Annotated in this window: 26 protein-coding genes and 1 pseudogene; 14 read left to right on the top strand and 13 right to left on the bottom strand. The window is 61.1% G+C overall.

Annotated features, from left to right (window positions below; genetic code table 11):
* The first annotated feature begins 30 nt into the window (after positions 1 to 30).
* On the top strand, positions 31 to 666 hold the full coding sequence (folE, locus tag OKW29_RS19135; RefSeq protein WP_429292110.1) for a GTP cyclohydrolase I FolE: 636 nt from the start codon (positions 31 to 33) through the stop codon (positions 664 to 666).
* A gap of 91 nt (positions 667 to 757) precedes the next feature.
* On the opposite strand, the gene OKW29_RS19130 is transcribed toward folE, so the two are convergent.
* The 4 genes from OKW29_RS19130 to OKW29_RS19115 form a co-directional block, all read right to left on the bottom strand.
* The gene (locus OKW29_RS19130; RefSeq protein ID WP_184032187.1) at positions 758 to 1,300 is read right to left on the bottom strand and encodes a nuclear transport factor 2 family protein; all 543 of its coding nucleotides are present in this window, start codon (positions 1,298 to 1,300) and stop codon (positions 758 to 760) included.
* 11 nt (positions 1,301 to 1,311) lie between these two features.
* Positions 1,312 to 1,626, bottom strand: coding sequence for a hypothetical protein (locus OKW29_RS19125; RefSeq protein ID WP_187630651.1), 315 nt, complete (start codon positions 1,624 to 1,626; stop codon positions 1,312 to 1,314).
* Positions 1,627 to 2,102: 476 nt separating this feature from the next.
* The gene (locus OKW29_RS19120) at positions 2,103 to 2,888 is read right to left on the bottom strand and encodes an SDR family NAD(P)-dependent oxidoreductase (RefSeq protein WP_184032185.1); all 786 of its coding nucleotides are present in this window, start codon (positions 2,886 to 2,888) and stop codon (positions 2,103 to 2,105) included.
* Positions 2,889 to 3,030: 142 nt separating this feature from the next.
* The gene (locus OKW29_RS19115; protein ID WP_090808726.1) at positions 3,031 to 3,930 is read right to left on the bottom strand and encodes a LysR family transcriptional regulator; all 900 of its coding nucleotides are present in this window, start codon (positions 3,928 to 3,930) and stop codon (positions 3,031 to 3,033) included.
* Between the two features lie 229 nt (positions 3,931 to 4,159).
* On the opposite strand from OKW29_RS19115, the gene OKW29_RS19110 reads away from it, so the two are divergent.
* From OKW29_RS19110 to OKW29_RS19090, 5 genes are all read left to right on the top strand, one after another.
* The gene (locus tag OKW29_RS19110; protein WP_008917662.1) at positions 4,160 to 4,588 is read left to right on the top strand and encodes a carboxymuconolactone decarboxylase family protein; all 429 of its coding nucleotides are present in this window, start codon (positions 4,160 to 4,162) and stop codon (positions 4,586 to 4,588) included.
* A 55-nt stretch (positions 4,589 to 4,643) separates the two neighbouring features.
* A complete protein-coding gene (locus OKW29_RS19105; RefSeq protein WP_429292109.1) occupies positions 4,644 to 5,612 on the top strand; it encodes a phytanoyl-CoA dioxygenase family protein in 969 nt (322 codons plus the stop codon).
* Between the two features lie 264 nt (positions 5,613 to 5,876).
* Positions 5,877 to 6,794: an NmrA family NAD(P)-binding protein gene (locus OKW29_RS19100; RefSeq protein ID WP_429292108.1), complete on the top strand. Its 918-nt coding sequence runs from the start codon at positions 5,877 to 5,879 to the stop codon at positions 6,792 to 6,794.
* Between the two features lie 18 nt (positions 6,795 to 6,812).
* On the top strand, positions 6,813 to 7,691 hold the full coding sequence (locus OKW29_RS19095) for an alpha/beta fold hydrolase (RefSeq protein WP_429292107.1): 879 nt from the start codon (positions 6,813 to 6,815) through the stop codon (positions 7,689 to 7,691).
* A complete protein-coding gene (locus OKW29_RS19090) occupies positions 7,688 to 9,268 on the top strand; it encodes an AMP-binding protein (protein WP_429292106.1) in 1,581 nt (526 codons plus the stop codon). The genes OKW29_RS19095 and OKW29_RS19090 overlap by 4 nt, the downstream gene beginning before the upstream one ends.
* Before the next feature lie 18 nt (positions 9,269 to 9,286).
* On the opposite strand, the gene OKW29_RS19085 is transcribed toward OKW29_RS19090, so the two are convergent.
* The 3 genes from OKW29_RS19085 to OKW29_RS19075 all read right to left on the bottom strand — a co-directional run bounded on the left by OKW29_RS19085 (position 9,287) and on the right by OKW29_RS19075 (position 11,915).
* Positions 9,287 to 10,162 carry an enoyl-CoA hydratase-related protein gene (locus tag OKW29_RS19085; RefSeq protein WP_429292105.1) on the bottom strand — a complete coding sequence of 292 codons (876 nt, stop codon included), beginning with the start codon at positions 10,160 to 10,162 and terminating at the stop codon, positions 9,287 to 9,289.
* Positions 10,163 to 10,205: 43 nt separating this feature from the next.
* Positions 10,206 to 10,439, bottom strand: a complete 234-nt coding sequence (locus OKW29_RS19080; protein WP_429292104.1) for a hypothetical protein — start codon at positions 10,437 to 10,439, stop codon at positions 10,206 to 10,208.
* Positions 10,440 to 10,667: 228 nt separating this feature from the next.
* A complete protein-coding gene (locus OKW29_RS19075; protein WP_429292103.1) occupies positions 10,668 to 11,915 on the bottom strand; it encodes a phosphotransferase in 1,248 nt (415 codons plus the stop codon).
* Positions 11,916 to 12,126: 211 nt separating this feature from the next.
* Between OKW29_RS19075 and OKW29_RS19070 the strand changes: the two genes are divergently transcribed.
* From OKW29_RS19070 to OKW29_RS19055, 4 genes and pseudogenes are all read left to right on the top strand, one after another.
* Positions 12,127 to 13,349, top strand: a protein-coding gene (locus tag OKW29_RS19070) for an IS3 family transposase (RefSeq protein WP_429292102.1) whose coding sequence is annotated in 2 segments (ribosomal slippage) — positions 12,127 to 12,460 and positions 12,460 to 13,349 — 1,224 coding nt in all. Because the reading frame shifts where the segments join, the coding sequence is not laid out codon by codon here.
* A gap of 144 nt (positions 13,350 to 13,493) precedes the next feature.
* Entirely contained in the window at positions 13,494 to 14,297 is an 804-nt protein-coding gene (locus tag OKW29_RS19065; protein ID WP_429292101.1) for an SDR family NAD(P)-dependent oxidoreductase, read from the top strand.
* A 129-nt stretch (positions 14,298 to 14,426) separates the two neighbouring features.
* Positions 14,427 to 15,230: an SDR family NAD(P)-dependent oxidoreductase gene (locus tag OKW29_RS19060; RefSeq protein WP_429292100.1), complete on the top strand. Its 804-nt coding sequence runs from the start codon at positions 14,427 to 14,429 to the stop codon at positions 15,228 to 15,230.
* A gap of 208 nt (positions 15,231 to 15,438) precedes the next feature.
* Positions 15,439 to 16,615, top strand: a pseudogene (locus tag OKW29_RS19055) (MFS transporter); the annotation flags it as partial.
* A gap of 490 nt (positions 16,616 to 17,105) precedes the next feature.
* Here the strand turns inward: OKW29_RS19055 and OKW29_RS19050 are convergent.
* The gene (locus OKW29_RS19050; RefSeq protein WP_429292099.1) at positions 17,106 to 18,104 is read right to left on the bottom strand and encodes a methyltransferase; all 999 of its coding nucleotides are present in this window, start codon (positions 18,102 to 18,104) and stop codon (positions 17,106 to 17,108) included.
* A 511-nt stretch (positions 18,105 to 18,615) separates the two neighbouring features.
* On the opposite strand from OKW29_RS19050, the gene OKW29_RS19045 reads away from it, so the two are divergent.
* Positions 18,616 to 18,804, top strand: a complete 189-nt coding sequence (locus tag OKW29_RS19045; RefSeq protein ID WP_429292098.1) for a hypothetical protein — start codon at positions 18,616 to 18,618, stop codon at positions 18,802 to 18,804.
* 7 nt (positions 18,805 to 18,811) lie between these two features.
* Here the strand turns inward: OKW29_RS19045 and OKW29_RS19040 are convergent, their stop codons facing one another.
* Positions 18,812 to 19,120 (bottom strand): DUF4148 domain-containing protein, encoded by a 309-nt coding sequence (locus OKW29_RS19040; protein WP_429292097.1) that lies wholly within the window; start codon positions 19,118 to 19,120, stop codon positions 18,812 to 18,814.
* Between the two features lie 364 nt (positions 19,121 to 19,484).
* Here OKW29_RS19040 and OKW29_RS19035 point away from each other — a divergent pair, with 364 nt between their 5' ends.
* The 3 genes from OKW29_RS19035 to OKW29_RS19025 all read left to right on the top strand — a co-directional run bounded on the left by OKW29_RS19035 (position 19,485) and on the right by OKW29_RS19025 (position 22,844).
* Positions 19,485 to 21,212, top strand: a complete 1,728-nt coding sequence (locus tag OKW29_RS19035; RefSeq protein ID WP_429292096.1) for a methyl-accepting chemotaxis protein — start codon at positions 19,485 to 19,487, stop codon at positions 21,210 to 21,212.
* A gap of 13 nt (positions 21,213 to 21,225) precedes the next feature.
* Complete coding sequence (locus tag OKW29_RS19030) at positions 21,226 to 21,522, top strand: hypothetical protein (RefSeq protein ID WP_184064207.1); 297 nt, start codon at positions 21,226 to 21,228, stop codon at positions 21,520 to 21,522.
* 254 nt (positions 21,523 to 21,776) lie between these two features.
* On the top strand, positions 21,777 to 22,844 hold the full coding sequence (locus OKW29_RS19025) for a diguanylate cyclase domain-containing protein (RefSeq protein WP_429292095.1): 1,068 nt from the start codon (positions 21,777 to 21,779) through the stop codon (positions 22,842 to 22,844).
* 301 nt (positions 22,845 to 23,145) lie between these two features.
* Here OKW29_RS19025 and OKW29_RS19020 read toward each other — a convergent pair whose 3' ends face one another.
* The 4 genes from OKW29_RS19020 to OKW29_RS19005 all read right to left on the bottom strand — a co-directional run bounded on the left by OKW29_RS19020 (position 23,146) and on the right by OKW29_RS19005 (position 26,573).
* Positions 23,146 to 23,550 carry a DUF3331 domain-containing protein gene (locus OKW29_RS19020; protein ID WP_429292094.1) on the bottom strand — a complete coding sequence of 135 codons (405 nt, stop codon included), beginning with the start codon at positions 23,548 to 23,550 and terminating at the stop codon, positions 23,146 to 23,148.
* A gap of 31 nt (positions 23,551 to 23,581) precedes the next feature.
* On the bottom strand, positions 23,582 to 24,880 hold the full coding sequence (locus OKW29_RS19015) for an NAD(P)/FAD-dependent oxidoreductase (protein WP_429292093.1): 1,299 nt from the start codon (positions 24,878 to 24,880) through the stop codon (positions 23,582 to 23,584).
* Between the two features lie 373 nt (positions 24,881 to 25,253).
* Positions 25,254 to 25,517, bottom strand: a complete 264-nt coding sequence (locus OKW29_RS19010; protein ID WP_429292092.1) for a hypothetical protein — start codon at positions 25,515 to 25,517, stop codon at positions 25,254 to 25,256.
* A 78-nt stretch (positions 25,518 to 25,595) separates the two neighbouring features.
* On the bottom strand, positions 25,596 to 26,573 hold the full coding sequence (locus tag OKW29_RS19005) for a LysR family transcriptional regulator (protein WP_429292091.1): 978 nt from the start codon (positions 26,571 to 26,573) through the stop codon (positions 25,596 to 25,598).
* Positions 26,574 to 26,928: the final 355 nt, after the last annotated feature.

Raw genomic sequence — 26,928 nt, 5'->3', positions numbered from 1 at the left:
TGCACGAGGCATGAATGATCAGGAGAGTTGATGAACAAACGAGACAATCAGATTGGCGCTGAGGAAGCGTCGATTCGCCCCACGCAGGACGAGGCGGAACAGGCCGTGCGCACGCTGATCCGATGGGCCGGTGACGATCCCGAAAGGGAAGGTCTCATTCAAACACCCGCACGGGTCGCGCGCGCGTACCGCGAGTTCTTCTCGGGCTATGACTCCGATCCGATGCAGATTCTCGCCACCACGTTTTCCGAAGTGGATGGCTACGACGAGATGGTGGTGCTAAAGGACATCCGTTTCGAGAGCTACTGCGAACACCATATGGTGCCCATCATCGGACGTGCGCACATTGCCTACTTGCCCGAGCATCGCGTGGTCGGCATCTCCAAACTCGCCCGCCTCGTCGATGTCTATGCCAAGCGCCTACAGATTCAGGAGAAGATGACCGTTCAGATCGCCGATGCGCTGAACACCGTGCTGCAGCCGAAGGGAGTCGCTGTCATTCTCGAAGCTGCGCATCAGTGCATGAGTACGCGAGGCGTGCACAAGCCCGGCGCATCGCTGGTGACGAGTCGAATGCTGGGCGCATTCCGTGACGATCCTTCCACCCGCCGCGAGTTTCTGTCGATTGTCGGTCACAGCACGATTGCGCCATTACCCAATAGCTGAAAGCCAACGTCGGCTTGCTGCCGACGTTGGCTTTCATGGCAAATCGATGCTGGGATCCGTGGCAAGCGTCGTTGCCGGCTTGCGTCTGGCCTTAAACCTCGCTGGGTTGGCGAGTCTTTAAAGGCCGTTCGTAAGAGACGTCTTCACGATTTCGTGCACTGACGCCATTGCCCATCAGGATTTCGCGCCACGCAGTGGGCACTTCCGCAGGGGTCAGTTCGTTGATCGCTTCGGAGATGCAGACGCGGGCGGCAATCGCCCACACGCCATCACGCTTTTCGAAGCGGTCGATATAGCGCCCCACCGCTAGCGTGTCAGGCTTGACGCGATTTTCTCCGAAGAAAAGCCAGTACGTCTCCCCGTGCGCCTCGTCGCCCTGCAATTCGACGCTGTGATTGAACACCATATGGTGGTGCGACAACTGATGCTCGGTATGGTACGCAAAGGCCCAGTCGACGAATTCCTCTGCATCTCCGACGAATGCGCCGTGGTCGTCGATCGCGTCCGGATGGTACGCCGACAGCGTCAACTTCCGGTCCATGCGATCGACCCCGCGGCAATAGCGGTGCACGCATTCGAGTATGTCCTGCTTATCCAACAGTGCTTCGACGCGTGCGCTCAGTTCTTCATTCATGGCTTCTACCGTTAGATAGTCATGGCGACAAAAAAGACGACCGCACCGATCACGGCGCCAATGAAGCAACAATCCTCGCCTGTCGACAAATCGGCTTCCTGCGCTCGCGCACGGCTCGCAATCGCACATCCGATGATGCCCGCCAATGCCGTCGCCCCGAGCACGGCAAACATCATCACGACGTCGAAGAGTGCGGACCGGCCTAGCTCTTCCATGCGCACATCGCGTTGCAGGAGCCAGACCGCCGCCGCCGAAATCGACAGGAGAATGAGTGGGAGCCATACTCTACGCGCTTCCCGAGCGCTCTCGCGAGTCAGCGTTTTCATCGCGCCCGGCCCTCCGTCCGCAGCTTGCCCAGAGCACGAGGCGCCACCGCGCCCAACACGCGCGCCGCCCAATTCGATTGTTTTGCGCGAGCCGATTCGTCCGACGACGGAGCGCCCTTTTCAGCGCGCTGGCGACGATAGTCGTACGTATAGTCCGCAAGAGGACCACGTAAATCGCTGTCGAGAAAGTACATCGCATGTCTCCGATCAGGCTTATGCCTCTCGGGCGCTTGCATGGCGCCTCTTGATGGACATCCTAGGCCATGGAATATGGTTATGCAACAAGTCGTTCAATTAATGATGTCGGTGTTTTCACTACCCGACAAGGCACAGACCGACGCGCATGCGCGAGCGCCCGCTGCACACATGGACGTGTGTGCGAACGGGTCGGCAATCAATGGGGGAAAGGGAATTGCAGCGCCAAGCCGCGTTCTCGACGCAGCTTAGCGATTCGAACATGACACGCAGACGAGTAATCAGGAGACCTGGAAGCCGCCGTCGACAGCGAGAAGCTGACCGGTGACATAGTCCGATGCCGGCGACGCGAAAAACAACACTGCCCTGGCGATATCGGAGGCGACGCCGATGCGGCCCAGCGGCATGCGACCAGGTTGGGTGATCGGCCCGTGAGCCTGATGAACCTTCGTCGATGCGGCCGCGCCCTCGGTTGCCACGCCGCCGGGCAGCACTGCGTTCACGCGAATTCCGTCTGCTGCGAATTCGAGCGCTGCCACCTTGGTGAGGTTGTTGACACCCGCCTTCGACGCGCCGTAGTCACCGTTGTCGAAAATCACCGGCTGCAGCGAAGCCACCGACGAAATATTGATAATGGAACCGCCGTTTTTGGCACCTTGCATTCGCTTGATCGCTTCGCGCATGCAGAGGAAGGTGCCGCGCAAGTTGATGCCGAGCACCTTGTCCCACTTTTCTGCCGACGTTTCGACGAATTGCGTCTTCGGATAGATGCCCGCGTTGTTCACGAGAATGTCGAGGCGCCCAAGCTTCGCCTGCACCGTTTCGTACATCGCAAGAATCGACGATTCATCGCCGATGTCCACCTTGATCGCGATAGCCTTGCCAGACGCACTTTCGATTTGCCTGGCCGTCTGCTGCGCCGCTTCCTCATTCAGGTCCGCCGCGACCACCGCCGCGCCGGCCGACGCCAGCAGCAAAGCCGTCTCGCGGCCGATGCCTGAGCCCGCCCCTGTTACCACCGCCACTTTCTGATCGAGATTGAAAAGACTCGCCACATTCGTGCTCATTGCTCCTCCTTTGGCTCGCCGCGCGAGCGGGTTATTTTCTGAACGTCATTCGCAAAGATAAACACACCACTTTGGAGTGTCAAGATGAATGAGAAGCGGATGACGAAAGGAGCAGCATGGACGAAGCTGTCGAGCGCGCGTATCACCCCGCCGCCGGCGACGCGATATCGCGCATGATGTCGAGCATCGAACGGTGGTAGGGCTTGTGAGGTCTATCGGCCCACACCAGCGACACCTCAGTTTCGCCTGAAGCCGGAACATCCTCGATGTCGACGAAGGCGACACCCTCCACGGGCAGGTATCGCGCCGAGTCCAGCATCAGACCGATGCCCAGTTCATGAGACACGAGGTTGAGCATCGTGTATGGATGGCGCGCTTGCTGGGTCACCCGCGGCGACAGCCCCGCCTCGCGGCGCGCTGTCTCGAACGCAGCGAACAGCGGCTGCGACATCTGCTGAGGGAACATGATGAGCGGGTATCGCGCGAGATCCGCGATACGAATTGAAGGCTGCGCCGCCACGGGCCACTTCGCCGGAACCGCGGCCACCACACGCAGACGCTCGATGACCACGCTTTCCAAACCGGAGACGTCCGCCGAGCTGGTGACTACCACGCCCAGGTCGATGCTGCCGTTTTTCACGCTGGCGACGGTCAAAGCACTGCCGCGCTCGATCAACCGGACGTCAACGCCCGGCCATTGCTTGCGAAGCCCCTGAATGGCTAGCGGCATGATTCGCAGCGCACACATCGGCACGAACGCTACGCTCAGGCTCGCCAGTTCGTCGGCGGCTTGCCGCACGCGCCGCTCGGCCAGCTCCGCTTGCGCGATCAGTGGCTTCGCTTCCGCGAGCAACGCGGCTCCGGCGGCTGTGAGCGAAACGCCTCGCGGTGTACGTTCGAGCAGCTTGATACCGAGCTGCTCCTCCAGCCGCATGATCGACTGGCTGAGCGGCGGCTGCGCCATGCCCAGGCGCGCAGCCGCACGGCCAAAGTGCTGGGTCTCCGCAACCGCAACGAAGTGTCTCAGATGCCGCAATTCCATGACGTGATATGGCTTTGATATCGGGTGTCCCCAGCATATCGCCTTTGTCCCGTTGCGGTGCACTACGGACGAACCCTGGTCATATCGGGTGCGCACTATCTTGACGTCCAGCACCGTTCAACATACATTTTAGAATGTCGTTCTACAATACGAACAATGACCAAGGCGACTCGGGTGAGTCGCATCCGCTATCAATAGCCGCGCCGCCGCGGTTAAACAGGAGACACAAGTGAAGAGCCTCGAAGAAAAACTCGCCTATGGCTTAAAGGTATTCGGCGAAATCATGGGTGAAGACAAGGCAGCCGGCTTACGTGCCGCAAGCGAGTCCACCGGCTTCGGATCCGACATTTCACGCCTTGCCATCAACTACGCGTTCGCGGATGTCTGGGGCGACGACAAACTCGAGCGCAAGCAGCGCAGCCTCGTCACGCTGGGCATTCTCATCGCCAGCCGGCAGACGCTCGAACTGAAGAACCACGTCCGCATTGCCGTGCGCAATGGTCTGAGCGCACGCGAACTCGAAGGGGTGCTGATTCAGGCGCTTCCGTACGCCGGGTTCCCCGCCGTCGCCTCCGCTACCACGGCCGTTCTGGAGACACTGCGGGAACTTGGCATCGACACCACGACCCGCACTTCGGAAGAGCGCGGATTGCTGTGAGCCGACATCAGAGCGCCCCCGCGACCAAACGAGACAATTTATGAGCACACCAAGCGTGGATATCGTGCCGACGATGCGGGAATTCAACGTTTCCAATGACCTGCTCGGCAATCACGCCGAGTTGCAAGAACGCTGGAACGAAGACGGCTACCTGTTCTTTCGCGACGTTCTCGACCACGAGCCGCTGGAGCGCATGCGCGGTCTGCTTGTTGATCATCTCGACAGCAACGGCTTCGTGGACCGCAACGACCGAGACGTGCGATGGACTGGCAAAGACCGCGAAAATTTCAGCTTTTTCCCCGTGAAGGCGATGAACGAGCAGGGTGCGGCACGCACCGTGATGGAAGACCCCGCAGTTCGTGCATTCTTTCAGCGGCTGTTCGGCGTACCGCTTTATTGGGTACCTTTCACCGAATACCGCACGTCGCCGCCCGCCATCGACAAAAGCCGCACACGGTTCGACTTCATTCATGAAGATGCTATCTACAGCGACCGCCTCGATTTCATCATTTGCTGGATTCCGCTCAGCGATATCGATGCGCGAGTCGGCGGACTGGCCGTCGCGGAAGGATTGCATAAGCTTCCGTGCCTGCACAGGAAGGACGGCGACAAAATCGTTCCCATCGATCTCGCGAGCGTGCCAGAAGACGCATGGCGTCGCACGAACTACCGCTTGGGCGACGTCCTGTTGATGAGCCGACGCACGCCGCACTCTGGTCTCAGCAATCATTCGGACCGCTTTCGTCTGTCACTCGACACGCGCATCCTGCCGCACGGCGGAAGTTTCCCATTTGAGCCCCGGCTGCCCTATGTGGGCACGCTGACGTCGATCGCATCGGACCAGATCGTTGTGCGCGACGCGCATGGTGAACATGTGTTGCGACTCGACGACACGAGTTATCTGCGCGGCCTCCAGGGCAACCGCCTGCGCGGAGACGAAATTGCCGGGGTTTATCAGCCGGGATCCGAGGTGATCGTTGCACATGAAGGCGGCCTCGTTCAAACGCTGCGCCCGCAGCATTGATCGTCGTGTCAGGCGCAAAGACGAAGCTTCGTCTTTGCGCCTCGCGCCATTCGCCTTGCTCTCTGGCGTGGCAGCTCTGAAGCATCGATCACTGGCATCCTTTGCTCGTTGATTTATGAACATCGTGCTAATATCGGAACGAATGCTTGTGAGCAACCAGGCCGCGAGCCTGCAATGGCTGTCACAGGGTTAGCGGCATCGCGCGCAAGCCGCCCAGGCGTGATACGCCTGGCCAACGTCTAACGTTCCACCTCGGGACAAGTCATGATCGATTCATCCGCCGCGGTACTCGTCATCGGCGCCACTGGCGCACAAGGAGGCGCCGCGGCTCGCCATCTTCTTGCGGCTGGACGCAAGGTACGCTTCCTGACACGCAATCCAGACTCGCCTGCTGCGCGGGCACTCGTCGACATGGATGCGCAGGCGCTACGGGGAGATCTGGACGACCGCGACTTGCTCGCAAAAGCGATGGAGGGCGTCGGTTCCGTCTTCTCCGTTCTCCTGCCTGATTTTGATCGCAGTGACAGGGAACGCCGCCAGGGTTTTGCGCTCGTCAACGCAGCGCGCAACGCGAAGGTCCCGCAGTTCGTTCACACCTCCGTGGCGCAGGCCGGCAATCATGAGACGTTTCCTGGCTGGAGCGAGCAACGTTGGAACCGAAAATACTGGACGGACAAATGGGACGTGGAAGAGGCCGTTCGCGCCGCGGGCTTCGAATCGTGGACGGTCTTGCAACCGGCATTCATGATGGACAACCTCGCTGAGCCGAAAGCGGGCGCGATGTTTCCGCACCTGCGCGAAGGCTTGCTGTTCAGCGCGTTGCTACCCGACGCGCGACTCGACTGGATTGCCGCCGACGACGTGGGCGCGCTCGCGGCCAGCGCGCTAAACGATCCACAACGCTGGCACGGTGAGACCGTGCCGCTGGCGTCGGAAAGACTCACGATGTCTGAAGTTGCGAATCGCCTCGGCAACGTTCTGGGCGCACAGATCAACGTTTCGCACGTGTCACCGGATGAAGCCCGAGCAAAGGGTCTCGCACCCGGATGGGTGAATGCACAGGAATGGATCAACGCGGTCGGGTACCGCGTCGATATCGATTCGCTTTCCAAACGTGGTGTCCAGCTCGCCCCGATGGTGGACTGGATCGATGCGAATCGACAGCACATCGTACTCGCATAGCTGGTCGATGGACCGGGTGTGCAAGCCTCAGGTCATGGAAAATCCGCAATGAATGATCGTGTCCCCTCATGGTTCGACCACGCCATGGCCCAACCGCGTCGATCTCACTTCACCGAAGGCGGCGGGGTGACTGTCCATTATGTCTCGTGGAACGCCGCAGACACCGGTAAGCCGCCACTTGTCTTCGCACACGGTTTTCTCGGGCACACGCACTGGTGGGACTTCATTGCGCCCTTCTTCACCGATCGCTTTCGCGTCTTTGCTCTGGATTTCCGCGGCATGGGCGACAGCGCCTACAGGCAGGAATACAGCGCCGACGTTTTCGTGCGCGACCTCGTCGCTGTCGTGGATGCAATCGGCTCTGGACCGTGCGTCGCGGTGGGCCACAGTTTCGGCGGATCGCGTCTGCTCCAGGCGTGCGCGACCTTTCCCGATCGTCTCTCGCATGCAGTCGTGCTCGATTCGTATTTCATGCTACGCGGCGAAACCTTGCCTGCAGTGGAACGACGCCCGCCGCCCCGTCCCTATCCGGACTGGCATACTGCACTCAGTCGCTTTCGACTCATCCCGGAACAAGATTGCGAGCCGTGGCTGCTCGAGCATCTCGCGCGGACATCACTTCGTCAAACCGCCGACGGCTGGGTATGGCGCTTCGACCCGAAGTTGCGGAATCTCCAGCCGGTCGAAGGCGAAGAAGACCTGCTGACCCGCATCGCGGTTCCCGTCAGCTACGTGCACGCCGAATGCAGCAGCGTGGTCAGCGCCGATCGCGCGCGCCGCATCGTAGCTGCGATTCCCGGCGCGAAGGGTCCCATCACGATGCCACGCGCAGGCCATCACATGATGCTTGACCAGCCACTCGCGCTGGTGAGTCTCTTGCGAGCCTTGCTAGCATGAATTCCAATCTGGGCGAATCGAAAACTGCGCCGTGGTCGAGTGGTTTGCCTCTCGCGGCCCTGATCGCGCGCGCCGTCGAAAAGCACGGCGCGACGCCACTCCATTTTCATACCCAGGGCGGTACCTACACTTGCACCACCGAGTCCCTGCTGCACGACGCGAAAGAGATTGGCAAGGCACTCACAGCCCTCGGTCTGCGTCGAGGCGATGTGATCGCGATACAGCTTCCCACACAGCGCGAGACTGCGCTTCTGTATCTGGCTGCACTGGAGATCGGTGTGGTACTCGTGCCGATCGTACACATCTACGGTCCCGCCGAAGTCGGCTTCATCCTTCGGCAATCCCGCGCCCGCGTTCTGTGCGTGCCCGATTTCTGGTCCCGAACCGACTACCTGGAGCGTGTCGCCGCGCTCGGCGACACGCCCGACCTCGAGCGCGTGATCGTCGTTGGCGATCGGGCGCCCTCGAACGGCATCACGTTTGGCGCGCTGCAACGACTCGCCGCGACAACGTATGAACAACGCCCTGCTGACCCGCCAACGTCGGAAGACATTTGCCTGCTGCTGTACACGTCAGGAACGACAGCTTCTCCCAAAGGCGTGCAGCACTCTCATCGCACAGTAGGCGCAGAGTGGCAGATTCCGTTCATCGACGGGCCTGGGCCGTACCTCACGCCCTTCCCTGCTGGCCATATTGCAGGCTTCAATTTCCTGTTGCGTCCATTCATTACAGGCACCGAGATGGTGTTCATGGACCGATGGGACGCCTCGCTTGCCGCGCGACTGGTCGACGAGTATCGCGTGCGCCTCTCGGGCGGCACACCGTTTCATCTCCACGGGCTCATCGAAGCCGCCCGCCGCGACGGGCGCAGCCTGGCGTCCCTCGCTTCTTACGGTCTGGGCGGCACGGGTGTCACGCCCGAGCACGTCGCCATGGCCGATCGGGCCGGCTTCGCGGGAACCCGCGCGTACGGGCTGACCGAGCATTCGACAGTGAGTGTCGGCTGGGCCGATTCGCCTTTTGATATCCGGGCCTGCACGGACGGTCGCATTCAACCCGGCTCGCAGGTGCGCATTGTCGACGAGTTGGACAGCGACCTGCCTGCCGGACGCGACGGCGAGATTCTGATCAAGGGACCGGAGCTGTTTGTCGGCTACACCGACCCGGCGCTCAATGCGGTCGCGTTCACTCACGACGGATGGTTCCGGACCGGCGATATCGGCCGTCTCGACGCAAACGGCTGCCTGACCATCACGGACCGAAAGAAGGACATCGTCATTCGCGGAGGAGAAAATATATCGTCGCTCGAAGTAGAGCGAGTTCTTGCCACTCACCCGGCCGTGCGCGATGTCGCCGTCGTGGCGCAGCCAGACGCACGATATGGAGAAAGAGTCTGTGCGGTCGTCGTCTTGCACGAACGCACGTCGCTCGACCTGATCGCAGTCCAGACCCACTTTGCCGGCGCGGGCGTGGCGAAGCAAAAGACGCCCGAGCAACTTTGCATCGTTGCAGAGCTGCCGCGCACGCCTTCGGGAAAGGTGCGAAAAGGCGATCTGCGCAAGCAACTTTCCGCGTAGTAGCAAATCCGCCGGTGCTTATCGAGCGGAGCCGTCCCGGCGCGACTTGAAAAACCGATCTCGTTGCATTGACACCTGATCGGACGAAACGAGCCGATCGTAGATCGCACGCGCTGCGGCCATGCCGGCATCGAAATCGGGTGACTCGGCTGCGGCGGCGATGGCATCCAGACACCGGCTTTCTATTGCATCGCTACAGCTCAGGCTTGAGCGCGCTTTAGCGACAATGGAAACCGGATCGCCATCAGGCAATGGCAACCGGCGAATCAATGGCAACGATGTACCGCCTATCTTCTCACGCGCAAGCTCGATCGCAAGGCGCGACATTTCATGCCCATCGCCATCGACGATCCGGTCAAATAACGCGGTGCCCCGGAAGGTTCCCGCGCGCACGATTTGAGCACCAAGAATGAATTCGATCGACTTCGCGAAGCCCAGCACGCGCGGCAAGCGCTGCGTGCCGGACAAAGGGATCACGCCGAGCTTGCATTCAGGCAGACCGATCTGCGCGTTGTCCGCGACCACACGGTAGTGGCACACCAACGCGGTTTCCAGACCACCGCCAATGGCAAACCCGTGGATAGCGGCTACAACCGGCTTGTCGCTCGCCTCGATCACCGGATGAACGTGCAGCGACAATGCTGGCCAAGCTGTGGCAGCGGAAGTGCCGAACTCGCGAATATCACCTCCCGCGGAAAAGCCGCGTCCACTGCCATTGAGTACGATCGCGCGAACCCGCGCATCGCACAGGGCTGCTTCAAACGCAGCAACGAGTCCGCGACGGATTCCCAGACCTAATCCGTTGACTGGCGGATGGCTCATCGTGACGATAGCGATTTCGTCTTCTACACGATACTCGACGTCGGCGAAGCGATGCGGCTTGCAATGCGTCATCGGTTATCCGCTGTGGCGTTTGACGATGGCGGGCACTGTGCGCCTAACGGTTGTTAGCAAGCCAGCTCGGCATATCCGCCGGCCACGGATCGGCATACACGGCATGCACACCCATCGCGCTCGTGTAGGCCAGATTCAATATGTTGCAAAACGCGATGAAAGCCAGCACCCGAAGCGCCGTGCGCACCGCTGGATGGCAACCGACACGATCGACACCTCGCTCGATGGCCGTATATCCGTCTTCGTCGACGTTCAGCAGAAGGAAGGTCGACGCCACGAAAGCAGATGGAAACAGCGTAGGTGCGGATTTGTGCAAAAGCGAAAAGCGCACCGAACCCTGCCGACGCATACACGCTGGGCCAGGTTGTGCTGCGTCGAGCGACCATTTCCGACATGCTTTGCCTCCTACATTATTCCTGACATTCACATTTTTGAATATCGATCGTAAAAATGTACTCCCACGGAAGTGGCGACGTCAAGTGCATGTCGCTCAGCGCCTGGTGGGTTATCCGCCCATGAGGTCATGAATCTCGTGATCGAGTGCCGCCATCGCGAACCGGGGCGCAACTGCACAATTGTTGACTTCGACCTGCCACTCCACCGGATTCACGAGCCAGAAGAACAGCCCATAGACGATGTGGCGCCGGTAGGCATCTAGCGCGCTTTCAAATGACGGCGGGTTGTTGACGCCGTGAAAGGAGAGCCGCTCAAGATAGTATTCGAGCAACGCGCGCTCCCATCTCGGCCGATCCGCGATATCCAGAGCCGATATCAGGAAGTACGTGACGTCATGAGCCCACGGTCCGCGTCGATATGACTGCCAGTCGAGAAAGCCGGGCGTGCCGTCGCGGTCGAAATACAGGTTTCCGAGGTGAACATCGCCATGGAGAAACGTCATCGGCCCGATGCGGTCGAAAGCGCGCAGATCGAGGAGCGCCCGCTCCATCCAGTCACGATCGTGAAACCGCTTAGGCACGGCGGCCCCGCGCGGCAACTGTGTATAGCTGGCGAACACCTCGGGTTTCAACTGGCCCCAGTGATAGGTGCCGGACTCGCCATCGGGCAGCGGGTCTTGCGACGCGAGCCACGCCAGTTCGCCATCGCTTTCGAGCGCAGGCGATTGCCAGAACTGCGCGTGCCACCGCGCTTGCGCGTCCAGGTTTGCCGCCGCCTGCGCAAACGTCAGCGTCCGCTGCACGCGACAGAATTCCACTTCCCGTGAGCGTAGATCCTCGAGGATCACGATCGATTGCCCGCTTCGACTGTCGGTCTCTGCATAGAAGCAGGCAGGCACATTTGCACGCAAGCAGGGATGGACTTCTTTGAAGAACTTCGCCTCGTATTCGTATATGTAGGCGTTCAAGTTCCGGTACTCGGGAACGAAACCGCCCTTGACGATCAGAGACTCCGGCAAGCGAAGCTCGCGCCCTGTTGCGTTGTAAGCAAGACGCACCCTGACTTTGGTAGCCGTGCCGTACATCACCTCGTCGACGGCCAGTGATTCGACGGCTACCCCTTCATGGCTGCGCGCGAGCGCCGACGTCAGCCACGAAGAGGTGATGTCCTCAACCTGCAAAGGAAGCGTGCCGGTACCTGGCTGCGGTCGGTGCGATTCCATCTGGGCGGGGCTTCTTTTCGCAACATTCATCTTGGCGCCTTCCTGTGAGGTTGTATGTGCGTTCGTGCCGACATCATCATTGCCAGACCGACGTTCTCCACGCGCATGTTGTGCGGCACGTCTGAAGACCCGCAACGAGGGAAATCCCGGCTGGTATTATCGTTGCGTTTTTGGAACGATGTGCGTATTTTCGTTCACCGTTTCGACGAGGCCCGCTAGCACCGCGCTGAGTCGCTTCATTCCTGCCGTTCGTTAGAGCGCGGGATTGGTTGGGCCGGCCCCCGCGAAAACCGGACATGTGGCAACGCTTAAATTATGAGGTAGTCTTCCGCCCATGTTTAAGCCTATGTCTAATGTGGAACCCGTCGAGGTTCTGACCCAGCCTGAGCAGCGCCGCCGGCGCTCTGTTGAAGAGAAGCTCGTGATAGTGCGCGAGACCTTCGAGCCCGGAGCAACCGTTTCCGGAGTTGCGCGTCGTCATCAGGTGAATGCAAACCAGGTGTTCGGCTGGCGCAAGCTCTATCAGGACGGAAGCCTGTCAGCAGTCAGTGCCGGCGAGCAGGTGGTGCCGGCATCCGACCTGGCCGAAGCGATGAAGCAGATTCGTGAACTCCAGCGACTGCTGGGCAAGAAGACGATGGAAGTGGAAATCCTCCGCGAAGCAGTGGAGTACGGCCGGGCAAAAAAATTGATTGCGCGCTCACCATTGCTGCCGGGGGACGACCGATGAAGACGGTCTGTGAAGTCCTGGGTGTGTCGCGCTCTAATCTCGCGGTGAAATCAAAGCGCGACGCTGAATGGGTCGACAAGCGCAAGACGCCCGCCCGTGACGACATGCCGCTCGTTGCGGAGCTCCAGGGGCTGATTGCTGATTTGCCCACTTACGGCTACCGGCGCGCCTGGGCCCTCCTACGGCGAAACCGGGACGCACAGGGGCAGCCTCGCGTTAATGCAAAACGGGTTTATCGGGTCATGCATACCCACGGCCTGCTGCTCGAGCGCCGCGCTCGACATCCCGAATCCACGCGCCGGCACGATGGCAGGGTCGCGGTGGACCGGAGCAATGCGCGCTGGTGCTCGGACGGCTTCGAATTCCGTTGTGATGACGGCTCGCCGCTGCGCGTCATCTTTGCGCTGGACTGTTGCGACCGGGAGGCTATGAGCTGGGCTGCGACCACTGGAGGCTATACCGGAGACATGGTGCGTGATGTCATGCTTCAGGCTGTAGAAAGCCGTTTCGATGGTGCGCTGAAAACCGACAGCGAAATCGAGTGGCTCAGCGACAACGGTTCCTGCTACATTGCCGTGGAGACGCTGGCGTTCTCAAAACACGTGGGCCTGAAAGCCATCACGACGCCGGTCAGAAGTCCGCAGAGCAACGGCATGGCCGAAAGCTTCGTCAAAACGATGAAGAGAGACTACGTCTCGTGGATGCCGAAGCCGGACGCGAGAACGGCGTTGCAGAATCTGGCCATCGCGTTTGACCATTACAACGAGTTGCATCCGCACAGCGCCCTGAAATACCGCTCACCACGCGAGTTTCGCCAGCGAGCAAATTCACCAACCTAAGCGTGACCGCATGTCCGGTCATGCAGGGGCAAGTCCATTGGTGAAACCAGCTCACTCTAATTGTTCCCCACGGCAACCATTGCGCGTCGGACGTTGTCGCTAGAATTCGTAAAGAACGACACGCAGCCCCCTGGAGATAACTCGATGACCACATCCTTGCTTGAGCGGCTATTCGGCATCAGCGGAAAAATCGCTGTCGTGACTGACAAGGGATGCAATTCCAGCATCGATGTCGCCCCTGTGCTGGCCGAGGCTGGCGCACGGGTCGTAGTCGCCGATCACAGCGCAGCGCACATGCAATCGGTCGTCGACAAGATCGTTTCGGCGGGCGGCGAAGCAATCGCTATCGAGGCAGACGTGGAACGTGAAGCCTCCGTGATTGCGTTGTTCAATCAGGTCAGCGCAGCCTGGGGTAGCCCGGACATCGTGGTCAATTGCGCGGCCATGACCAATAACGGGCCGCTTACGGAGTTCTCCGAAGCCGCCTGGGACGAAGTGATGGCGATCGACCTGAAGTCTGTGTTCTTTTGCATGCGAGAAGCGATCAGGCACATGCTCGCCGCAGGCCGGGGTGGACGCATCGTGAACGTGACTACCATGGGAGCCACGCATGCCGTACTGAATGGCAATGGCGCCTACGGTGCCGCGCGAGCGGGCGTAGCGGGTTTAGTGCGCTCCGCAGCGCTGGACTATGCCCGCGACCAGATTCTCGTCAACTGCGTGCTTCCCGGTGCAGTGCCCGGCAAGGTTCAGTTTCATCCGGATATGCAGGCTCGCCTGAAAACAGGAAAGCTCACGGGACCCGGTACGGATGTGGAGCGACGTCTGCCGCTTGGATGGGGCGATCCCGCCGATATTGCCGCCGCGGTGCTGTACCTCGCGGGGCCGTCAGGCCGCTACATGACGGGCCAATCGATTACGCTCGACGGCGGATTTCTGATTAGCTGAAGACGTCCGCACCCAATCATCTTCACTGTCTGGTGAATTCCGATGAACTACAAACGATTGGGCCAGAGCGGCAAGACTGAAGCGAACCGAACAGCGCGACCTTCATCGACACTCAAAACGGAGCATTCCATGTTTAGTGAAACCCAGATCGGCGCGCACCTCGCGCAGAGGTTCAATCTCACGGGCAAGACCGCCGTTGTTACCGGCTCTGCGCAAGGTCTCGGTCGCGAGACTGCGCGACTGCTCGCCGAGGCCGGCGCCAAGGTCGTGATTGCCGACTTGAACCCCGATGCGGCGTCTGCAACAGCGTCGGATATCGATGCGGACGGCGGCATTGCGATGCCATGCAAAGTCGACGTGGCCGACGAAGCATCCGTCAAGGCACTATTCGCAGCCGTCGATACGAAGTTTGGCGGTGTCGACATTCTGATCAACAACGCGGCGCACCGTTCGAAGGCCGAATTCTTTGAAATGTCCGTCGAACAATGGGACCAGATGCAAGACGTCACGCTGCGGGGCACGTTCCTGTGTTGCCGAGAGGCTATCACGCGCATGAAGGCGAACGGCGGCGGCTCGATCGTCAACATCTCCTCCGTTGGCGCGCTTCGACCCACGCTGTGGGGCGTCAACGCCCATTACGACGCCGCCAAGGCCGGCGTGGACAGCATCACGCGATCACTGGCCAGCGAGTTCGCGGCCGACGGAATCCGCGTCAATTCAATCCTTCCAGGCGGCATGGCCAGCGAGGGCGGCAAGAACATCAGCGCGACGTTCAAGATTCGAGGGCCGATCGTAGGCGCAGGACGGATTCCGATGGGACGAATGGCCGCCCCGATCGAGGTTGCACAGAGCGTATTCTTTCTCGCAAGCCCTGCCGCAAGCTATGTCACCGGGCAGATCATCGCCGCGGACGGCGGCTTCACGGTCAGCTAGGCGGACTCCACGACCATGTTCGCTCGACCGTAGAACCGTGGGACACTGAAATGCCAGATTCAATTGACCAATGACCTCGAAGGACTAGTCGTCCGGTTACCCGTTTCGCAAATCCGACTGACGCCGACCCGGCTGTCTTTGCCCGGTGGCTTGCGCCGCTGCGTGACTGCAAATGGGTCGTGTATGCCAAGCGTCCCTTTGCGCGACCCGCAGCGGACCGATCGGTACCTGGGCGGGCGTCGGCGCGATCACGTCGGCGGTAGGACCGGTGGCGGGCGGCTCGCTCGACGACGCGCTGTCGTGGCGCGCGATCGTCTTCCTCAACGTCCCGCTTGCAGCGGTGACGATTGCGCTCGCGATTTTGTCGGTGCCGAACAGCCACAAGCTCGATGCGCCTCAACAGTCGGACTGGCCCGGCGCGCTGAGCCCGGCAGCGGGGCTCGCCGCTCTCACCTATGGCCTGACCCAGGCGTTGGCGCATGGCTTCGGGCATCCGCTCGTACTGTGCGCGATCGGCGTCGGCGTGTTTTGTGCTGGCCGCATTCGTGATGATCGAAGCGAACAGCCGTCACCCCATGATGCCGCTCGACGTGTTCCGCTCGCGCGATTTCACCAGCGCCAACCTCGTGACGTTGCTGCTCCACTTCGGTCTGGGCGGAGTACTGTTCTTCCTGCCGTTCACGCTGATCCGCGCACATGGCTACACCGCAACCGAAGCGGGCGCGGCGCTGCTGCCAGTGCCGGTCATCATCGGCTTGTTGTCGCGCTTCACCGGCAACCTGACGAGCCGCTTCGGTTCACGGGCGCTGTTGAGCGCTGCCCCGGGCGTCGCCGGAATCGGGTTCGTGATGCTCGCGCTGCCTCTCGTGCGCGGTAGCTAGTGGGCCGGATTCCCCCCTGCGCTTGCCGTGCCCGGACTCGGCATGACCATCACGGTCGCGCCACTCACGACGACAGTGATGGAGTCGGTGCCGGCCGACCGCGAAGGCGTCGCATCCGGCATCAACAACGCGGTTGCACGCGTAGCCAGCCTGCTGGCGATCGCGGTGCTCGGCATCGTGTTCGTGTGGTCACACCACGCGCAACTGTCGGCGCGGCTCGACGAACTGCACGTTCCTCAGGGCGCACGCCAGACCGGGCGGTTGCTGGAGCCGGAAGCGCAAACCGGGGCGGCAGCCGGCGATGCTCATACGGCGCCGCAGACACCCGTGGCGCAGGCGGAAGCCGACGCCATCACCGACGCGCTGCGCGCCGTCGCGCTGGTGTCCGCCGCGTGCGCATTCGCAGGAGCGGGTCTCGCGGTGGCGACCATCCAGCCCGCAAGTGATGTGCTTGGCGTCGCCGGACGCGCCTGCTTTCGGCATCCATACTTCGATCTCCGCTGAAACGTACCGCCTTCAGGCAGGCAACGATTATGCGCGGCCCGCTGACGGATCGCCGTGTACACGTTTGCTGCCAATCGCGCCGCAACCATGTGCAGGGACCGAGCCGTGGACAAGGTGCGGAACCCTTCCTGAAAATCCCGTGAAGCAATGAGGGGGTGGCCGAGCGTCCTGACGAATGCTCTGCGCATTCTTTCGGTATCGCCAAATCCGGTCTCTCTGGCGATCACTGCAAGTGAGAGTTCTCCGGTATCGACGAGGCTGCGAGTGGCATCGACCCGCAGGATGAGCAAGATCGACCAGGTTTTGTACGCCAGCAAGACGCGTACGTCGTCGGGCGGCCGCGACGGCGAAAGATAGCCGCCCACGCCCGTGCCGAGCTCCAGCTCGGCCTCGACCGTCAGGTCGGCCGGCAGCGCAACCTTCAACATCGACATCGTCTGAACGCCGTCTCCATGACGAAATGCGGTGCCTGGAGCGCGCGGGGTGTGCGCTACTCGAATGCAACGAGGGCTTGCGGCGAAGGTGGCAGCGGCGTCACCGTTACGTTGGAAAAGCCGGCTTCGCGGCCCATTTGCTCGAGTTCGCGCGCGGTGTACGCGTCGCCTTGCGGCGTGGACGCAAGCATCATAAAGGAAAACGCGGCTGCGAACGGCGGCGACACGCGATCCTCGTCGGGAACAAATTCCACCGCGAGCGCTCGCCCTGCGGGACTGAGGCTCCTGCGGACTTTGGAGAGTAATTCCACGCAGGTTGGCGGATCGAAGTGGTGCAGGAAGTTCGTGACCAGCGCCAGATCGAAATTCGTACCCCAATCGACTTCGAACGCACTGCCGGCGACCGTGCGGTAACGCGAACTGACACCGGCCGCTGCGGCGTTCTCCGTCGCGACCTCGAGAACCTGTTGCCAGTCGGTCGCCACGATTTCCGCGCCGGGGATCGCTTCGGCGATCGCGATTCCGAACAGCCCATGCCCGGCTGCAATGTCCAGCACGCGCTTCGGTGCCTGAGGCCGCGCACTCACGTGTTGCGCGATGCTCTGTGCGGTTTGTGTCACGAACGGTGCCATCGCACGCGCGAACTTCACCCAGACGGGATGCTCGGGCGCGATGTTGCCCAGCCCCACGGCTCCTCCGTTGCGAACGAACGCGGCGGGGTCGTCCAGCCACAGTGCTGTCATTTCAGGAGCCGCCAGGAAATCCACGATGCTCCCCATCCAGACCGGCGAGGAAGTCGTCAGGAATGCGGTGGTCGACGGCGTCAATCGGTACTGTCCCGTTTCCTTCTGCAGAAACCCGTGCACGGTCAGAAAGTCGCAGAGTATGCGCACACCGCGCTCGGCGGCCTTTACCCGCTCGGCTATACGCTTAACATCGCCGTGCTCGTCCGCTATCGCGGTGAACAGATCGAGCTCGACGGCGGCTTTCACCGCGGCAGTCTTCTGATAGGCGATCGCGGCATCGACGAAGGCCTGCGGAGAAATGTCGTCCATGGGTCGGTAGCTTATCGTGAGATAGCCTGCAATCAGGTGTTTGAATCGAATCTTTCCTGGCGGGTTTTCAACGCGTTTGTGCAGCATGGGGCTTCTGATAAGCCTAGTCGAATAATGGCTACGTGTCGAACCTCTGGTTGGAGCGGGGGCGAGCGGCCACTCCGCAGGCCTGCTCGCATTCGGCGGAATCCCAACTTCGTGGCGCTGGCGCGCTCCGTTAGTCTCGGCCGGAACCCGAATTTCTGGGTTCGCCGCAAGCGGTCCTCTGCAAACGCATGACGAACGTCTCTTGATGAGACGCGACCCGCCATTCGGCCAAGGGACCTCGAAAAACGATTCCCAAGTCGAGGCAGTTTATTTTTCAAGCGCCGTGTTAGGCGGCTTAGACTTCGATTGCCATGCTGATCTATGACGCCTTCGGGCAATTCGTCCCCTGTGCTGCTCGCCCAATTTCTGGCGCATGCGTTCGATGTAGTCGTTAGCACCGCTGAAACCCTCGGCGTTCAGTGCGTTGGCCGACGCCATCAACGATGAAGCCGCCAGCTTCTACAAAAAGTACGGCTTCGTGCCGCTTACCGATGAACCGCTCGCGCTGTTCCTGCCGGTAACGGGCCGCATCGGCGAACCCGCAAGCCGCGACGATGCCGCTCGCCGTGTGTCACCGGGCCGGGCGGTTGAAAGCGCCCGGCCACCCGGCTGATCGCCAATCAACTTCCTTTGTAGATCGAATGATCGGAGGCCCACTGGGTCGGTCGCCCCGAAGCGGCCGAACCCGATTTCACGCCACCGTAGCCACTGGACGCCTGCTGCTGGGCCGCCACGCTCCCCAGCGCTGCCTGGATGTTTGCCGGGTAGTGCGCGTCACTGTGGTTGCGGTCGTAGCCCGCTTTCTGCAGCTGGACGAGTTCCGCGCGCACCTGCTCGCGCGTCAGGGGACCGTTGTTGTGAGCGGACGCAACCGTGGGCAGAGCGAGGACCGACACGAGCGCGAGAACGGGGATGAGTGCTTTAGCCATGATGAAATCTCCAATTGTGAGCGTCAGAAACAGAAAGAAAAGGCTGGTTAGCGAAACAACGACCGCCGGGGCGGAAGCCTGTGCTAAGTCGTTGAAGCCAGTTTATCTGCTTACTATCTCATTACAATCACCTTTCACCCAACAGAGCGTTTCCGCGTCTGCAACGTCGCTACGCGTCTATCCGCACAAAAACGCTTGAACGGAATGGCGGTTAGCAGTTCGACATCAAGTTTGACGGCTTAATGCCGTATACAAACATCATGTGTGATTTCTTTATCAATCGTGTGTGGGCGCTTGCGCTGCCCGCTTCCTTCTTCTTGCGCCTTGCGCACGCCTCGTCATCGGCTTCCCATTTAATTTATCCATGTTCAAGAATCTAAGTATCCGTGCCCGCCTAGCACTGGTAATGGCTTTTCTCGCCGTGCTGCTGATCCTCGGCGGCGTCATGGGGATCGTCGGCGTGTCGATGGCCAACAACGATGTGCAAGAGCTTTATTCCAACAACCTGGCCTCTTCGGAGGCGCTCGGTCGGGCGAACGTTTCACTAGCGAGAGCGCGCATCTGGACGTTCTGCATCGCACTGGATCCGACCGGTTCCGTCGTACCGCAACAAGCGCAGGCCGCGCGGGATCTGCTCGCCGCGTCGAAGCAGGCGTGGGACGCGTATCGCGCGCTGCCGTTCTCCGGACCCGAGGAGGCGAGCCGCGCGGCTGACGTGAATTCGAAGCTTGAAAAGCTCCTCGCGGATGGCTTCGAGCCGATGTTCAGCGCGATTGCCGCTCACGATGTGGCGAAGCTCTCCGACCTTACCTTGCACCAACCACCATCCCTGTTCACCGATGTGACCAACGGCATGGACGCACTTGGCCAGACCCAGGTCACGGCTGCCCGCGCGACGTTTGAGGCTGCGCGGGCCCGCTTCCACGCGTTCGTCTGGGTAGCCATCGCCGGTTTGCTGATCGCGCTCGGTGCGGCGGCACTGGCCTGGCGGTCGCTGCAGCGGGCAATCGGCACGCCCCTTGCCCAGGCACTGGGCCATTTCAGGGCGATTGCCGACGGCGACCTGACGACGCAGGTCGAGGTCCGCACGCGCGACGAGATGGGGCAGCTGATGAGCGGCCTGCAGGCGATGCAAGGCAAGCTGGTGCAGACCATCAGTGTCGTGCGGGACGGCTCCCGGTCGATCGACACCGCCGCGCAGGAAATCTCGGCCGGCAACCTGGACCTGTCGCAACGGACCGAAGAGCAGGCCGCGTCGCTGGAGGAAACCGCCTCGTCCATGGAGGAACTGACCTCGACTGTGCGCCAGAACGCCGACAACGCGAGGCAGGCGACCACGCTGGCCAGTACGGCTTCGGGCGTCGCGCAACGCGGCGGGGAAGTGATCGGACGCGTGGTCGAGACGATGCACGGAATCTCCGATAGCTCAGCCAGGGTGGCCGAGATCATCAGCGTGATTGAAGGCATCGCGTTCCAGACCAACATCCTCGCGCTCAATGCCGCGGTCGAGGCGGCCCGCGCTGGTGAACAGGGTCGCGGCTTCGCGGTCGTGGCGGGCGAGGTCCGCACGCTCGCCCAGCGCAGCGCCACGGCGGCCAAAGAGATCAAGGACCTGATTGGCGAGTCGGTGACCCGGGTTGACGCCGGCTCGAAGCTGGTCGAGGAAGCCGGCAGCACGATTAACGAAATTGTCCAGTCGGTGAAGCGCGTGACCGACATCATGAGCGAGATCGCTGCAGCATCGCAAGAGCAGAGCATCGGCATCGGACAGGTCAACACGGCCGTCACCCAAATGGACGAGGTGACCCAGCAGAATGCGGCGCTGGTCGAGCAAGCCTCGGCGGCAGCACAGTCGCTGGCCCAGCAGGCCCAGGGATTGCGTGACGCGGTGGCCGTCTTCAAGGTCGACAACCGGGGCACTTCCCCGTCACGGGTGATTGCCCCGGGGAGCGAACCGCAGCGGCCTGCACCGAAAGCCCGCACGTCCCGTCCCGCCACGTTGACAAGGCTAGAGACGGCGCCCCTGGTTACCCCGGACAGGCCTACAGTGGTTGCGGCCGGCACCGGTGCTGCAGACTGGCAGTCATTCTGAGCGGAACTGAAAATTGAACCAAACCAACGACGCACTTGAACAGATGGCCAAGCTCGTGACCGCCAACACGAAGGCAATGAGCGCGCTTGGCGCGCGGGCGATGGTGCTGGGCAAGTTTCGTGATGCCGCCTTGCCCCACCTGACGGCGTTACAGCGCGCCGGGATTGCCAGAGCATTCCGGCAGGGCATTGAAGAAACCATGTCACTGATGGACGATGTGCCCCTGCCCGCGGAATATCATTCGGCGATGCTCGAACTCACCAATGTCATCCTCGCCACACTCGGCCCAAGCCGGGCCTCGCCCCTTTGAGCGAGCCGGAACGGCCGCGTTTGAATGGGATGAAGAGGTTCTCAAAAATTCGCCGAAGGGCTAGAGCGGGTCGCGTGCTGCCGATCGCCGTCAGGCAGTGACCGGCCACTTTCGGACGTTCACCCGTTCGCTCAGACGGACGTTCGAACGGCGGCTTTTACCGGCGGACGGAGAGAGCGGCAAGAAGCATTGGTCGCCGGCAAAAGCGATAGAATGCCCGCTCTGCAAAAGACAATATTGACGGGGTAGACGGCATGGAGCGGCCGGGCGCGCAGCGTTGGCATGAGCAAACGTTTCTAGGTGTCTTTCGCGGACAACCTGAAAAGGAGCAGGCGCTCCTCCGGATATGCTTGGGCATGGTCGTGTTGATCGGCTATATCGCCGTCGCCGCGCTCCAACGCACGGCCGCCGCGTATGACACTCTGGGCGTGGTTTTCGCATACGTTGTATTCGGCGTGGTGACATACATAGCCGCGGCCGCCGCGACGGTTCGGCCGCGCCTTCGATTGACGGTCACCACCATTGCAGACCAGGCGCTTGTCATGACTGCCCTGGCGCTCGGCGGGCGCGTGGCGCTGCCCTTGCTCTGGGTCGTGTTCTGGTTCCTTGTGGGTGCCGGTTGCCGCCACGGCAAGCGGCCGTTGCTACTTTCATGTGCAGTTGCGCTTGCAGGCGTCGTGATTTTGATGCACGTCGAGCCGTGGTGGAGAGAAAACCTCGCGGTGGGATTGGGCATCATGCTCAGCATCGCGGCGACTTCCGTGTACTTGATGGCCCTCGTGCATCGGCTCGAACGGCAGGCTGCGACGGACCCTCTGACAGGACTCAGCAACCGCACTCGCCTCGAGCAGGCGATCGCTAAAGCGACTGCGGCGCGAGACGACGATAAAGGACAGTCTGTCTTGCTGTTCATCGATCTCGACGGCTTCAAGTACGTCAATGACGCTTATGGGCATGCGGTGGGTGATGAACTGTTGCAGTGCTTCGCCAACGGTCTGCAGACACGCATTCGCCGCGGCGATACGGTTGCCCGCCTGGGAGGCGACGAGTTCGCGGTGCTCGCCCGCCACGTGCATGGCGACGCCGGCGCGCGCGCGATTGCCGACGGTATTCACGACATCCTTCAAGGGCTTCGAGAGATCGCCGGTCATCCCGTCGCCGTATCGGCCAGCATTGGCGTGCGCATGCTCGGTGCCAATAGCGCGGACGGACGTCTTGATGTACACGCCCTGATGCGCCAGGCCGATAGCGCGATGTATCGCGCCAAAGCGAACGGGACGGACAAAACCTCATTCTTCGATGAGACGGGTGCCGGCGTGTAAACGGACAGGGTTCCCGGCGGTGCCCTGCTCGTGTTGGCGAGCGCATTTGATGCAGGCGCAGGGCCGCGGACGCTCGTATCTGGGAGCATGTGCGCGTCGTCTCGCTGCGGAAGGTAGTTTCATTTCGCGGCTGGAGTTTGGCCCGGAGTGGGGCGAACTGAGACGGTCGCCATCCGGCCGGGTGCGGCGGCGGATTCAACCTGTCGATGCAATAGTTTGCTGGAATCGGTCGCGGGCAGCAACTGCGCTGTCGCGCAGTGTTGATCCGGGAAGGATCAACAGCGAAACACACCCGCGAAAATCAACAGGATGGATCGCTAAAGGCGAGCTCGACTAATGGTGCGAGCATCATGGCAGCCGCGTTTGCGGGAGGCGGTTCGACCTTTGCGGGGCGGTAGATTACATCGCCTGCGGCGATGCCTTGTCCGCTCAAAGCGCATATACCCGATCGTTTCGCTGTAGCAAGGCGCCAAAGCTGCTCGCCGTACTTGCAACCTCGAGGGTCGCTCCACGATACCGTGGCTGTTCGTGGACTCGGTCGATCGAGCAGCGCGATCGCAACGTCGCCATTCTTGACCGGCAGACTGCTCGATCCACGCGAATCGACTATATGCCTGACCCGAGCCGCCAATTGTTGCGCGCATCCCCAATCGAGTTGGCCCACTGCGCGCTGCCATGCAGTGTCGGCCGTCACGCATTGATCCATGGCAGTACTCCCGTCAAAAGTGAGGTGGCGTTCAGCTCAGCCGTATCTTTGGCTGCACGAAGCCGTTAATCCGCTCGGCAGTCCACAGCATCATGGCCGTGCCGAAACCGTGCAAAGCCTGCTGGTGTTGTCGATAGAGCATGGCGTGACTGAGCTGCGCGAATCGGCCCTTGATAAACCCGCCGCGGAAGAATCCGAACTGCCCGAGCGTCCCAAAAGCGTTGTAGTCGCTCAGCGACACGAGCGCGCCGAAGTCGTGAAATGCAAAGTCGGGCAATGAACCACCGCCGAGCCAGTCCGGCAAGTGCTTTGCGAGGTGTTGTGCCTGTTGCGTGGCGACTTGCGCCGTGGGTGCGAGAGGACGTTCACTGCCGGCGAGCGTCAACGTCGAGCAGTCGCCGAGGGCGAATAGTGCGTCGTCGTCCTGCGCCTGCAGGGTTGGCCTGACGATGATCTGGTTGGAACGATTGCTCTCGATGCCATCCAGTTTGCCTAGAAAATCAGAGGCCTTGACGCCCGCCGCCCATACCATCAAATCCGCCGGTTGCTTGCTGCCGTCGCCTAACCGGAATCCATCGGATTCGGCGGCGGTCACTCGCGTGCCCGTTCGTACCGTGAAACCGATATGCCGTAACTGCGCCTCGCTGGACTCCGACACCGCCGGCGGAAAAGCCGCCAGTACGCGCGGTGCGCTTTCATAAAGGGTGAGCTTCAGACGTGAGCGGATGCCGGGGTCGCCGTAACTCGACGCCACTTCGAGTAAGCGGCTCAACTCCGCTGCCAGTTCGACGCCGGTCGCTCCGGCGCCGACGATAGACACGCGCAACGGGCTATTCGTCACAACGCTCCGGAATATACGGATTCGCAATGCTTCGTTGAAGACCTCAGCCTGTGCCTGGCTGTCAATGAAATGGCAATGATCAAGTACGCCTGGTGTGCCGAAGTCGTTGGCGCGACTGCCTAACGCAAGAATCAGCACATCGTATTCGACCGTGCGCGGCCCGATCACGACCTCCCCCGACGGCGAACGCAGCGCAGCCAGCTTGACGATACGCGCATTGCGGTCCAGGCCTTCCATTTCGCCCGGCTGATAGTTGAAGCCGTGGTCGCGGGCGTGGGCGAGATAGATGACCTGCTGTTGCTGGACATCGCGAGTGCCTGCCGCGATGGTGTGCAGCATGGGCTTCCAGATATGGGTTGCACTTTTGTCGATCAACGTGACCTGACCGCGGCCGCTGCGGCCAAGCGTGTTGCCCAGCCTGGTCGCGAGCAGAAGTCCAGCGATGCCGCCGCCGACGATGACGATCCGGGTGGTCTGGCGCGTTGTCAAATATCTCTCTTGCATGATCTCCTACTCCCTTTCGCGTTTTGCAATACTAGGCAGTATAGTTATCAAGGTCACCGCCCACGTCAACGAAAATAAACTGTACGGTTTAGGTATGGCAAGATCGCAGCATTGAGAGTCGTAGGCCAGCGGCTTGGACGGGATGCTCATCGACATGGCTTGTTCGTGCGTGATCGTCATCGGGGCGAGTCTCCACCTCAGAAATTCAGCCCGATCGCGACCGCTTGTGTATCGATGAGAACGGGTGAATGAAGTGCGCGGTGAGTTTACGTCCAGTACTTGAAACTGGTCACGCTTCGCTCGTAGCCAGTCATGCTACGGCGCTCGCGTCGAATGCGCACGGGAGAGTTGTATTCTTCTAGCATTTGCCTGGCGGGCGGCCTTGCGTCGGGACATGCCCCTTCCATTCGGAACGGTCGGCGACGGGAACAGCAGGCGAGGGCTCGGCGTTCTCTGGACTCTCTGCGGCCAGGCATTCGAGCGGCAATTGCGCATTCGCACCGACGACGAGAATGGCCTGCATCAGACCGGGCGTTTGAGACTCACACATTGCGGCAATTGCCACAATACACGCGGCAACGACATAGCTTGCCCGAATGCGAGGTAGTCTGATCGTGTGCATCTTGCGTTCTCCATCACGCGCGAAAGAAAGTCACACAGCGCGTTTTTAATTGACCAACGACGATAAATGTCTGACGGTTCAGGTTGTATTGCGTACATCAGAAAGGCCCGAAGCCAAACAAATCTGCGCAACGCGATTGAGCGCTTCACTGGCGGGCACGCTCCCGAAACTGCTATCGAGCGTTTCCCTCAGGTGCGACGTCATAAAGTCGACGTAGGTTTTGATCTTCGCGTCGATATGATGTCTACATGAATAGACGACGAACACTCTCGTGCGTTGAAGACGACGCTCAGGGAATAACTGAATGAGCTTTCCATTCCGGATGTCGTCAATCACGCAATGGACCGGCAATGCCGCGATGCCTGCGCCCGCCAGCGTCGCGAGACCGGTCGCCTCGGTGTCGTTGATGACGAACTGGCTGCCCGCTTCAGGTTCCGCGGACCTGACGAGGCTCAACCCGATGGGATGGTCGTCGGGTTTGGCGTTGAAGGGGATCGGCGTCAGCGCATGATCTTCGAGGTCGCTCGCTCTTTCGATCCGATGCGTCTGAAGAAAAGCGGGCGCGGCCACCAGCACACGTTCGCATTGCCAGATCAGCTTGCATACGTTGCGCGAGTCGGGCAGCGTCGGCGCGGACACGATGGAGACGTCCACCTCGTCTGCGATCAGGTTCGCCATACGCGGCAGGAACTTGAGATGCACTGAAACGGCAGGAAAACGCCTGCGATAGTCGATGATCGAGTGCGTCAACTGTCCGAGGCCGAGATCGGTTACGCAGTGAACGCGGAGTTTTCCTCGCGCGCGGGTGTGGGCGTCGCGTGCTTCGGCTTCGGCATCGTCGAGGTCGGCCAGGATCCTCTTGCACTTCTGGTAGTAGCGCTCGCCGGGTTCCGTCAGCGATACCCGACGTGTCGTGCGTTGCAGGAGCCGCGCCTGCAGCTGGTCTTCGAGTGACAGGACGGCACGCGATACGATCCCCTTGCTGCAACTCATATGCTCCGCAACGACGCTGAAGCTTCCCGCCTCGACTACTCCGGAGAAGATGCGCATGCTCATGAACTTGTCCATGGAACCGTTCACCTCGTGCTGTCTGATTCGGGTCGCTCTTCAGCGCAATGAGACTTTCCCGCTTGGAAGAACGATAGACCGAGGCGAACGATTGAACCATCCCTACATTGGGATCGTCGCTTAATCCATGTGGTCAGCCGGCGATACGTTGGTATAGGTGTCGATCTTGCTGCGCAGACTGTCGCCAGCCAGCGGCATTTCGCCGGCTCGGTAGCCTGTCGCGTCGAACAGGTCCAGTCATGGCAGAGAGAGGATATCAATGCCACCGCGCCTTTCCGACCATGCGGCGCGTTTATCAACCGAGGATCAAACATGACTGTCAAACACTACGTCATTGCCTTGC

Origin of the sequence: Paraburkholderia sp. CI3 (genome assembly GCF_050436505.1) — a bacterium.
Lineage (GTDB): Bacteria > Pseudomonadota > Gammaproteobacteria > Burkholderiales > Burkholderiaceae > Paraburkholderia > Paraburkholderia tuberum.
Note: the sequence above shows the minus strand (reverse complement) of the source record. Positions and strands in the feature narration are given on the sequence as shown.

Excerpts from the sequence above, each read along its gene's own strand:
- folE (WP_429292110.1), top strand. The coding sequence starts at position 31 with ATGAACAAACGAGACAATCAGATTGGCGCTGAGGAAGCGTCGATTCGC.
- OKW29_RS19130 (WP_184032187.1), bottom strand. The coding sequence starts at position 1,300 with ATGAATGAAGAACTGAGCGCACGCGTCGAAGCACTGTTGGATAAGCAG.
- OKW29_RS19125 (WP_187630651.1), bottom strand. The coding sequence starts at position 1,626 with ATGAAAACGCTGACTCGCGAGAGCGCTCGGGAAGCGCGTAGAGTATGG.
- OKW29_RS19120 (WP_184032185.1), bottom strand. The coding sequence starts at position 2,888 with ATGAGCACGAATGTGGCGAGTCTTTTCAATCTCGATCAGAAAGTGGCG.
- OKW29_RS19115 (WP_090808726.1), bottom strand. The coding sequence starts at position 3,930 with ATGGAATTGCGGCATCTGAGACACTTCGTTGCGGTTGCGGAGACCCAG.
- OKW29_RS19100 (WP_429292108.1), top strand. The coding sequence starts at position 5,877 with ATGATCGATTCATCCGCCGCGGTACTCGTCATCGGCGCCACTGGCGCA.
- OKW29_RS19090 (WP_429292106.1), top strand. The coding sequence starts at position 7,688 with ATGAATTCCAATCTGGGCGAATCGAAAACTGCGCCGTGGTCGAGTGGT.
- OKW29_RS19085 (WP_429292105.1), bottom strand. The coding sequence starts at position 10,162 with ATGACGCATTGCAAGCCGCATCGCTTCGCCGACGTCGAGTATCGTGTA.
- OKW29_RS19065 (WP_429292101.1), top strand. The coding sequence starts at position 13,494 with ATGACCACATCCTTGCTTGAGCGGCTATTCGGCATCAGCGGAAAAATC.
- OKW29_RS19060 (WP_429292100.1), top strand. The coding sequence starts at position 14,427 with ATGTTTAGTGAAACCCAGATCGGCGCGCACCTCGCGCAGAGGTTCAAT.
- OKW29_RS19050 (WP_429292099.1), bottom strand. The coding sequence starts at position 18,104 with ATGGACGACATTTCTCCGCAGGCCTTCGTCGATGCCGCGATCGCCTAT.
- OKW29_RS19040 (WP_429292097.1), bottom strand. The coding sequence starts at position 19,120 with ATGGCTAAAGCACTCATCCCCGTTCTCGCGCTCGTGTCGGTCCTCGCT.
- OKW29_RS19035 (WP_429292096.1), top strand. The coding sequence starts at position 19,485 with ATGTTCAAGAATCTAAGTATCCGTGCCCGCCTAGCACTGGTAATGGCT.
- OKW29_RS19025 (WP_429292095.1), top strand. The coding sequence starts at position 21,777 with ATGGAGCGGCCGGGCGCGCAGCGTTGGCATGAGCAAACGTTTCTAGGT.
- OKW29_RS19020 (WP_429292094.1), bottom strand. The coding sequence starts at position 23,550 with ATGGATCAATGCGTGACGGCCGACACTGCATGGCAGCGCGCAGTGGGC.
- OKW29_RS19010 (WP_429292092.1), bottom strand. The coding sequence starts at position 25,517 with ATGCACACGATCAGACTACCTCGCATTCGGGCAAGCTATGTCGTTGCC.
- OKW29_RS19005 (WP_429292091.1), bottom strand. The coding sequence starts at position 26,573 with ATGAGCATGCGCATCTTCTCCGGAGTAGTCGAGGCGGGAAGCTTCAGC.